The 7501-nt window shown below is 70.4% G+C and carries 6 protein-coding genes and 1 tRNA gene; 3 read left to right on the plus strand and 4 right to left on the minus strand.

Going from position 1 to position 7501, the window contains the following annotated elements; translation table 11 throughout:
- The first annotated feature begins 114 nt into the window (after positions 1-114).
- A complete protein-coding gene (gene rlmB, locus ACFWBT_RS19365) occupies positions 115-1059 on the plus strand; it encodes a 23S rRNA (guanosine(2251)-2'-O)-methyltransferase RlmB (protein WP_385701788.1) in 945 nt (314 codons plus the stop codon).
- A gap of 117 nt (positions 1060-1176) precedes the next feature.
- On the plus strand, positions 1177-2859 hold the full coding sequence (locus ACFWBT_RS19370; protein ID WP_385701790.1) for a DoxX family membrane protein: 1683 nt from the start codon (positions 1177-1179) through the stop codon (positions 2857-2859).
- Positions 2860-3007: 148 nt separating this feature from the next.
- On the opposite strand, the gene ACFWBT_RS19375 is transcribed toward ACFWBT_RS19370, so the two are convergent.
- The 3 genes from ACFWBT_RS19375 to ACFWBT_RS19385 form a co-directional block, all read right to left on the minus strand.
- Positions 3008-3739, minus strand: a complete 732-nt coding sequence (locus tag ACFWBT_RS19375) for an NDP-sugar synthase (protein WP_385701792.1) — start codon at positions 3737-3739, stop codon at positions 3008-3010.
- Between the two features lie 184 nt (positions 3740-3923).
- Positions 3924-4373 (minus strand): hypothetical protein, encoded by a 450-nt coding sequence (locus tag ACFWBT_RS19380; RefSeq protein WP_385701795.1) that lies wholly within the window; start codon positions 4371-4373, stop codon positions 3924-3926.
- A gap of 233 nt (positions 4374-4606) precedes the next feature.
- Positions 4607-5743 carry an ABC transporter ATP-binding protein gene (locus tag ACFWBT_RS19385; protein ID WP_385701797.1) on the minus strand — a complete coding sequence of 379 codons (1137 nt, stop codon included), beginning with the start codon at positions 5741-5743 and terminating at the stop codon, positions 4607-4609.
- Between the two features lie 239 nt (positions 5744-5982).
- On the opposite strand from ACFWBT_RS19385, the gene ACFWBT_RS19390 reads away from it, so the two are divergent.
- Positions 5983-6056: transfer RNA gene (locus tag ACFWBT_RS19390), tRNA-Thr, on the plus strand.
- 45 nt (positions 6057-6101) lie between these two features.
- Here ACFWBT_RS19390 and ACFWBT_RS19395 read toward each other — a convergent pair.
- Positions 6102-7487, minus strand: a complete 1386-nt coding sequence (locus ACFWBT_RS19395; RefSeq protein WP_385701799.1) for a tyrosine-type recombinase/integrase — start codon at positions 7485-7487, stop codon at positions 6102-6104.
- Between the last annotated feature and the right edge of the window lie 14 nt (positions 7488-7501).

Below are 7501 nucleotides of genomic sequence, written 5' to 3' on the forward strand. Positions count from 1 at the left end.
CGCCCCGGGGGCCCCGGCCGCCCTCCGTGGGCCTTGATCTTTTGGGCCGCCGGCACCTCGGGGGGCCACACTTCATATACGTACGTACGCACGCCTCACACAGACAGGTAGGTCATGGCTGCTAACAACCGCCGCATGTCCGGCAAGAAGGGCGCGCAGGTCGGCAGTGGCGGCCAGCGACGCCGGGGCCTGGAAGGCAAGGGTCCGACCCCGCCCGCCGAGGCGCGCAAGGGCCACAAGAAGAACCGCGTCGCCAACGCCAAGGCGAAGCAGATCGTCCGCCGCCCCGCCCACCCCAAGGGCCGTGGCGGCAAGGGCACGTCCGAGATGGTCGTCGGGCGCAACTCCGTCGTCGAGGCGCTGCGCGAGGGCGTCCCCGCGATGACGCTGTACGTGCAGCAGTTCATCGACAACGACGAGCGGGTCCGCGAGGCGCTCCAGCTCGTCGCCGAGCGCGGTGGCATCCACCTGATGGAGGCCCCGCGTCCCGAGCTCGACCGCATGACCAACGGGCTCAACCACCAGGGCCTCGTCCTCCAGGTCCCGCCGTACGAGTACGCGCACCCCGAGGACCTCGCCGCCGCCGCGTACGACGGGGGCCAGGACCCGCTGATCGTCGCCCTCGACGGGGTGACCGACCCGCGCAACCTCGGTGCCGTCGTCCGTTCCGCCTCCGCTTTCGGCGGCCACGGCGTCGTCGTGCCCGAGCGGCGCGCGGCCGGCATGACCGCCGGTGCCTGGAAGACGTCGGCCGGTGCCGCCGCCCGTACGCCCGTCGCCCGCGCCGCCAACCTGACGCGCGCCCTCGAGTCGTACAAGAAGGCCGGCCTCGTGGTGGTCGGACTCGCCGCGGACGGCGAGGTCGAGGTCGGTGAGCTGGAGGCGCTGGGCGGCCCCGTCGTCATCGTCGTCGGCAGTGAGGGCAAGGGCCTGTCCCGACTCGTCGGCGAGACCTGCGACTTCCGCGTGCGGATTCCGATGCCCGGTGGCGCGGAATCGCTGAACGCCGGTGTGGCGGCGGGAGTTGTGCTGTACGAGGCAGCACGCCGACGCGCCTGAACAGACGTCCGGACGGTCACCCTCGTGGGGCAATCGGGAAGTTCTGAACGATCTTGACGCGGTCCGGACAGTTCGGCGTGGTCAAAGCAGTGTCCTAACCACACGTCACTCGGTTAGATGAGTGTGGACACCAGAACACCCCGCACACCCACGGGGGACCGCTCGTCGGGATTCGACGACGCTCCCGCGCTGAGCATGGTGAAGGTGCCGAGCGATCCGGCGCAGGTCATCGTCAATCATGCGAGCTTCCGCGTCCAGCTGGGGGGCGCGTCGCGGGGCCAGTCCCCGCGCATCGCACGGCACTTGAGCTCCGGCGACCCCTCGCGGATTCCCGTCGCGGGTGCGCCGGGCAGAGCGGGCGGGGCCCGCCGCCGCGCCCCCGTCGTCTGGAGCGGGAAATCCGCGCCGGACGACACCGGCGCCCACCGCCTGCTCCAGGCCGTACGGAGCGCGGGTGTGACCCACGGCCCCGCCGGGCCGACGGCCGACGCCGGCTCGACCCGGGTCATCCCGCGCATCGGCGAACAGCCTGGCTACGCGGGCGATCTGACCGTCGACACGGTCGAGACGCCCCTCGTCGGCAGCCAGCGCAACCCCGTCGACGAAGAGCAGCGACTGCTGCCGCAGATGCGCAGCGTGGGCAGCGCCTACGACGAACCGGCTTACGGCGAACCGACTTACGACGAACGGGCCTACACGGACGCCGACTTCGAGGACGACGACCTCGACGAGACGGCGGGCGACGCCCCCGTCAGGCGGAGTTCCGATCCGGTCCGGCACGCGTACCACCCGGGCCGCCGGATGAACCTCGGTGTCGTGCTGCTCCCGCTGCGCGTCTTCCTCGGCTTCATCTCCATCTACGCCGGCATGGGCAAGCTCTGCGACCCCGTCTACTTCGACGGCGGCAAGCGCGGCTCCATGGTGAAGTGGCTGAACACGCTGCACCCGTGGGAAGTCGCCGAGCCGCTGCGGCAGTTCGCGCTCCAGCACCCCGTCGGCTCCGGGCTCGTCATCGCCTTCTTCCAGGTCATCGTCGGCGTCCTGACCGTTCTCGGGCTGTGGCAGCGGGTGGCCGCCGTCGTCGGCGCGATGCTGTCGGCGGCGCTCATCGTCACGGTCAGCTGGAAGACGGTGCCCGCGTACGACGCGCCCGACATCATCTATCTCGCCGCCTGGTCCCCGCTGATCATCGCGGGTGCCCCGGTCTACTCCGCCGACGGGCGGCTGACCAGTGAGGCCTGGCGCCGGCTCGGACCGCGCGCCGACATCTGGGACCTGCGGGCGCGGGTGCTGCGCCGCGGCGCGCTGGCCACGGCCATCGTCGTCGGACTCACCCTGCTCATCGGGTCGGTTCTCGGCGGCGCCGTCCGCGACTCCGACCGGGTCGTCGTCCCCGGCCCCGGAGAGGCCCCGCGCAACGAACTGCCCGGCTCCCCGCTCCCCGAGACGCCCGGCAAGCGGCACCAGAAGGCCACCCCTTCGGCCTCCCGGACGCCCACCCGGAGCGCTCCCGCGACCCCGTCGCAGGCGGCCACCACACCGGGCGCGACCCAGGAGACCGGCCAGGTCGGCGGCGGCGGGCAGCCCAGCCAGACCCAGGGCAGCGGCCAGGCCCCGCCCCAGCAGTCCTCGCCGGTCGACCAGGCCCCGAGCACCAGCGCGGGCCCCACCAACAGCGGCGGCACGTCGGCCGGCGGCACCGGAGGCACGGGCGGCGCCGGTTCCACGGGCGGCACCTCCACCGGCGGGAACGCGTCCACCGGCGGCCAGCCGGGCCTGGTGGGCGGCCTGCTGGGCTGACGGCTCCGGCCACGCAACCCCGCACGACGACGGCAGGGCCCCGCACGAAGGCGTGCGGGGCCCTGCCGGTGCGTGGGCCGTCTCGTGGGGCCGGGAGGGCGTGGGCCGTCCCGTAGGGCCTGGAGGGTGTGCGGCCGGGAGGGCGTCCCTAGCGGCCCAGGGCCGCGAGTTCCTTCGCCGCCTCCGTGAGGTCCTTGGCGGTGTCGATGGCGCGCCAGTAGGCGCCCTGCGGGATCGGGAAGCCCGCCAGCTGCCGTTCGCGGGCCAGGCGGGGGAAGGTCGTGCGCTCGTGGTCACCGCGCTCGGGGAGCATCTCGGTGAACTCGGGGGAGAAGACGTAGACGCCCGCGTTGATCTCGAACGTGGAGGGCGGGGCCTCGATGAAGTCCGTGATGTGACCGAAGCCGTCCGTCTGGACGGCGCCCCAGGGGATGCGGGGGCGGGCGAGCGCGAGCGTCGCGACCGCGTCGCGCTCGGCGTGGAAGTCCGCCATGTCGCGCAGCGAGAAACGGGTCCAGATGTCGCCGTTCGTCGCGTACCAGGGACTGTCGGGGTGCGGGAGGTGCGCCGCGGCGTACTTGAGGCCGCCGCCGCGTCCGAGGGGCTCCGACTCGACGACCGTCGTGACGTTGACGGGGAGGTCGGCCGAGTCCAGCCACTTCTGCAGGACGTCGGCGAGGTGCCCGCAGGAGACGACGACGTCGGTGACGCCCTCCTCGGCGAGCCAGGTCAGCTGGTGGCCGATGATCGGTGTCCCGGTGCCGGGGATCTCGACCATCGGCTTCGGCCGGTCGTCGGTGTAGGGACGCAGCCGGGAACCTTGGCCGCCGGCCAGGACAACGGCTTGAACGGGGCGCGACGCGGCGTTCGGATCGGTCATGCCCGAACTGTACGTGGCGCCCCGCACGCGGCTTCCCGCGGCAACCGTTCCTTAATCAGCTGTTGCCGGGCGGCCCGGAATCGGGTGATTCGCTCCGTCGTGGGGGACGGCCGCGGAAAGGTGTGCCCCTCGGAGGGAGCTGTGGCCTCCGAGGGGAGCGTGCCGCGGGAAGGGGGCGGTGGCCTCAGAAGTGGGTGGCCGCGACCCCCGAGGCGAACGATGTGTCGCAGACGGGGCGGGCGAAGGACTGCGCGCGGGTCGGGCCGTACGCGCGGACCGCGGCGCGGCCCAGGGCGCGGGCGATGGACACGCAGTGCTTCGCCAGCGACGGGCGGCCGTTCACCGCTTGCTGGAGGTGGGTGAGGGCGACGCCCGGGTTCTTCTCCTGGAGCTCCAGGAGAAGCTTGTCGCGCAGGACGTCCTGCGGGGCACGGGAGACGGCTCGCGTCGAGACGTCTTCGGAGGACGCGGTGAGCACCGAGCTCGAGGGGTTCCCCGACCAGTCGACTCGGGTGACCGCGAGAGTCCCGGAGAGCACCAGGACGACAGGCAGAACGAGGGCGAGGGTGCGGCCGATCCGGCGGGCGGGGCCACGGCCACGCCGGGTCCGTTGGTTAGTGGTGGAGTGCTTCACGCGAGTGAGGGTAGCGCGGGGTGATGATTTGGCGACATTTAGTCACCGGTTCGGGGGATGGGGAAGCGGTGATTTCTGGGTAGTGCGTTGACGCACAGATATCGAAATGCCCGGTCTGCCGGGGTATTTGTCGACAACGAAAAGAGCCCCGCAGCAGGCTGCGGGGCCCTCTTCGTCAACTTGGGTGAATTCCACCCCTACGGGGTGTGCGTTCGGCCCGGACGACGCGGACGTCAGTCGGACAGGCGCTCGCCCGTCGAGGTGGAGAACACGTGGATCTCGCCCGGACGCGGCACGACGTGCAGCGTGGCGCCCTTGTCCGGGACCGCGCGGCCGCTGACGCGGACGACGAGGTCCTTGAGGTCGTCGTCGACCTTGGCGGAGCCGTAGACGTAACCGTCGGCGCCGAGCTCCTCGACGACGTTCACGGAGACGGCCAGGCCGGCCGGGGCGTCCTCGGTGTCCTTGGTGAGCGACTTGGCGGCCTCGCCGTTGTGCTCGACGACGTCGAAGTGCTCGGGGCGGACGCCGACGGTGACCGTGCGGTCGCCCTTGTCGGAGGCGGCCTTGAGGGCCTCGCGGTTGACCGGGACGACGCTGTTGCCGAACTTCACGCCGCCGTCGGTGATCGGGACCTCGACCAGGTTCATGGCCGGGGAGCCGATGAAGCCGGCGACGAAGAGGTTGGCCGGGCGGTCGTACATGTTGCGCGGCGAGTCGACCTGCTGGAGCAGACCGTCCTTGAGCACGGCCACGCGGTCGCCCATGGTCATGGCCTCGACCTGGTCGTGGGTGACGTACACCGTGGTGATGCCGAGGCGGCGCTGGAGCGAGGCGATCTGCGTACGGGTCGAGACACGGAGCTTGGCGTCGAGGTTCGACAGCGGCTCGTCCATGAGGAAGACCTGGGGCTCACGCACGATGGCGCGGCCCATGGCGACACGCTGGCGCTGACCGCCGGAGAGGGCCTTCGGCTTGCGGCCGAGGTACTCGGTGAGGTCGAGGATCTTCGCCGCGTCCTCGACCTTCTGGCGGATCTCGGCCTTGTTGACGCCGGCGATCTTGAGCGCGAAGCCCATGTTGTCGGCGACCGTCATGTGCGGGTACAGCGCGTAGTTCTGGAACACCATGGCGATGTCCCGGTCCTTGGGCGGCAGGTGCGTGACGTCGCGGTCGCCGATGTGGATCGAGCCGCCGTTGACGTCCTCGAGACCCGCGAGCATGCGCAGGGAGGTGGACTTTCCGCAGCCCGAGGGACCGACGAGGACGAGGAACTCGCCGTCCGCGACGTCGAGCTCGAGCTGGTCGACGGCGGGCTTGTCGCCACCCGGGTAGATGCGGGTCGCCTTGTTGAACGAGACAGTGGCCATGGTGATGGGCCCCCTTCACCGGCAGGAACGTGCCGGACGATCCGTTGTAAAGGTGGTGATCCACTACAGAAACGCCCATAGTGGTGTAGTCCACATGAGTGAACCGACTCAGGACGCTACCTGGGGTTCATGCGTTCTGTCAGTACCCCGAGACCGGTGAAGTTCGCGGAAACTTTCGACGGGGGCCCGCCGCGACGTGGGTACACTGCACGGGCACGTACGCCACGCGCGCGCGGCAAGCCTCCTTAGCTCAGATGGCCAGAGCAACGCACTTGTAATGCGTAGGTCGTCGGTTCGAATCCGACAGGGGGCTCACCTTCAGCCCAGCTCAGACTTTGTCTGAGCTGGGCTTTTGCGTTCAGCGGACGCGACGGCGGCGGGCGGCGCGTGCCGCACGGCTGTCGGGGGTCTCAGTTGCGGTCTCAGTAGGGGCCTGCGGCGCGGGCAGGAAGGTGTCTCCCATGCGGCGCATGGCGTCCTTCGAGAGATGGGACCGCCCCTTCACGTACCGCCGCGTCTGACTGATCTGCGTGTGCCGAAGGATCTCCATGATGGTGACCATGTCCACGCCCAGCTCGTTCAGGATCGTGCCGGCCGTGTGACGGCTGCCGTCGTAGAGGCGGCGGTCGTCGATGCCGGCCTCGGCGAGCAGCTCCTTGAATTCCTCCCAGTCGGCCCGGGGGTCGAGTGGCCGGCCGTCGGGCCGCGTGAATACGGCGCCGTGCTCCTCCCACCCATCGCCCGCGGCCTCGCGTAGCGCTTCCTGCCGCTCTTTGTGCTCGATCAGGTAGGGGATGAACGGCGGAGGGATCGGCACGGAATTGCGGCTCTTCTTCGTCTTGGGGCGAGTGAAGACGAGACCGCCGTCCTTTCGCTCGGGACAGGCACTCGCGTGCCGGGTGCACGTCCTCGGACACGGGGCGGGACAACCGCGCTTGTAGCCCTTGTGCGTGGTGCAGTCCGGCGGGCACGGCTCGAATCGGTGGAGGCGTTCCCCGCACGTGTGCGGGGCCTTGCAGCCGTGGCGCCAGGTGAGGCGCTGCAACTGCCACTGTGGGTGGAACATCTCGCCTTCGAGGTCGACGTACGGCCACCGGAGGCCGAGGACCTCCCCCTGCCGGAATCCCATTCCGACGCCGACGATCCAGCGCATCGAGGTGGGGCGCTTCGCTGCTGCTCGCAGGAAGGCTTTCGCCTCTTCGATCGTGAACGGGTTGGCCTCGGTCTCGTCGACCGTGGGCGGGTCCACGAGTGTCGCGACGTTCTCCGCGATGATCCGGCGGCGGTGAGCAATCTTCAGGGCCCGCGACAGGATGCGGTGGACTTTCAGCACGTGCGAGGGAGCGTGCCCGTCGTCGAGCATCGCGCGGTACATCCGCTCCAGGTGCTCGGGTGCGAGCTTGTCCAGCCGGTGTTTGCCGACGCCCGGGATGATGTCGTTGCGGGTCTTCGACCAGTAGTCGTCGAGGGAACGCGGACGGAGCTTGAGGCTGGCGATGTTGGTGAGGTAGTTCTCCATCCATGCGGCCACGGTGGGTGCCCGGCCGGCTTTCGGGGCGCGGCCCTTGTCGCGGAGCTTCTCCAATTCCTTGACCTTGCGCCGCACTTCGGCCTCGGTCTTGCCGCGACGGTGGCGGCGGTCCGGGCTTCCGTCGTCCTTGATGCCCATGGTCACGCGACCGTGCCACCAGCCGTCGCCACCCAGGTAGATGGACGATTCCATGTTCTGTTTGCGGGGGCTCATACGCTCCTCCATGC

The sequence above is a fragment of the Streptomyces sp. NPDC060027 genome (genome assembly GCF_042737005.1).
GTDB lineage: Bacteria > Actinomycetota > Actinomycetes > Streptomycetales > Streptomycetaceae > Streptomyces.

What these genes read in the sequence shown, in the direction of transcription:
- rlmB (WP_385701788.1), top strand. Translation starts at nt 115, where the DNA reads ATGGCTGCTAACAACCGCCGCATGTCCGGCAAGAAGGGCGCGCAGGTC.
- ACFWBT_RS19370 (WP_385701790.1), top strand. Translation starts at nt 1,177, where the DNA reads ATGAGTGTGGACACCAGAACACCCCGCACACCCACGGGGGACCGCTCG.
- ACFWBT_RS19375 (WP_385701792.1), bottom strand. Translation starts at nt 3,739, where the DNA reads ATGACCGATCCGAACGCCGCGTCGCGCCCCGTTCAAGCCGTTGTCCTG.
- ACFWBT_RS19385 (WP_385701797.1), bottom strand. Translation starts at nt 5,743, where the DNA reads ATGGCCACTGTCTCGTTCAACAAGGCGACCCGCATCTACCCGGGTGGC.
- ACFWBT_RS19395 (WP_385701799.1), bottom strand. Translation starts at nt 7,487, where the DNA reads ATGAGCCCCCGCAAACAGAACATGGAATCGTCCATCTACCTGGGTGGC.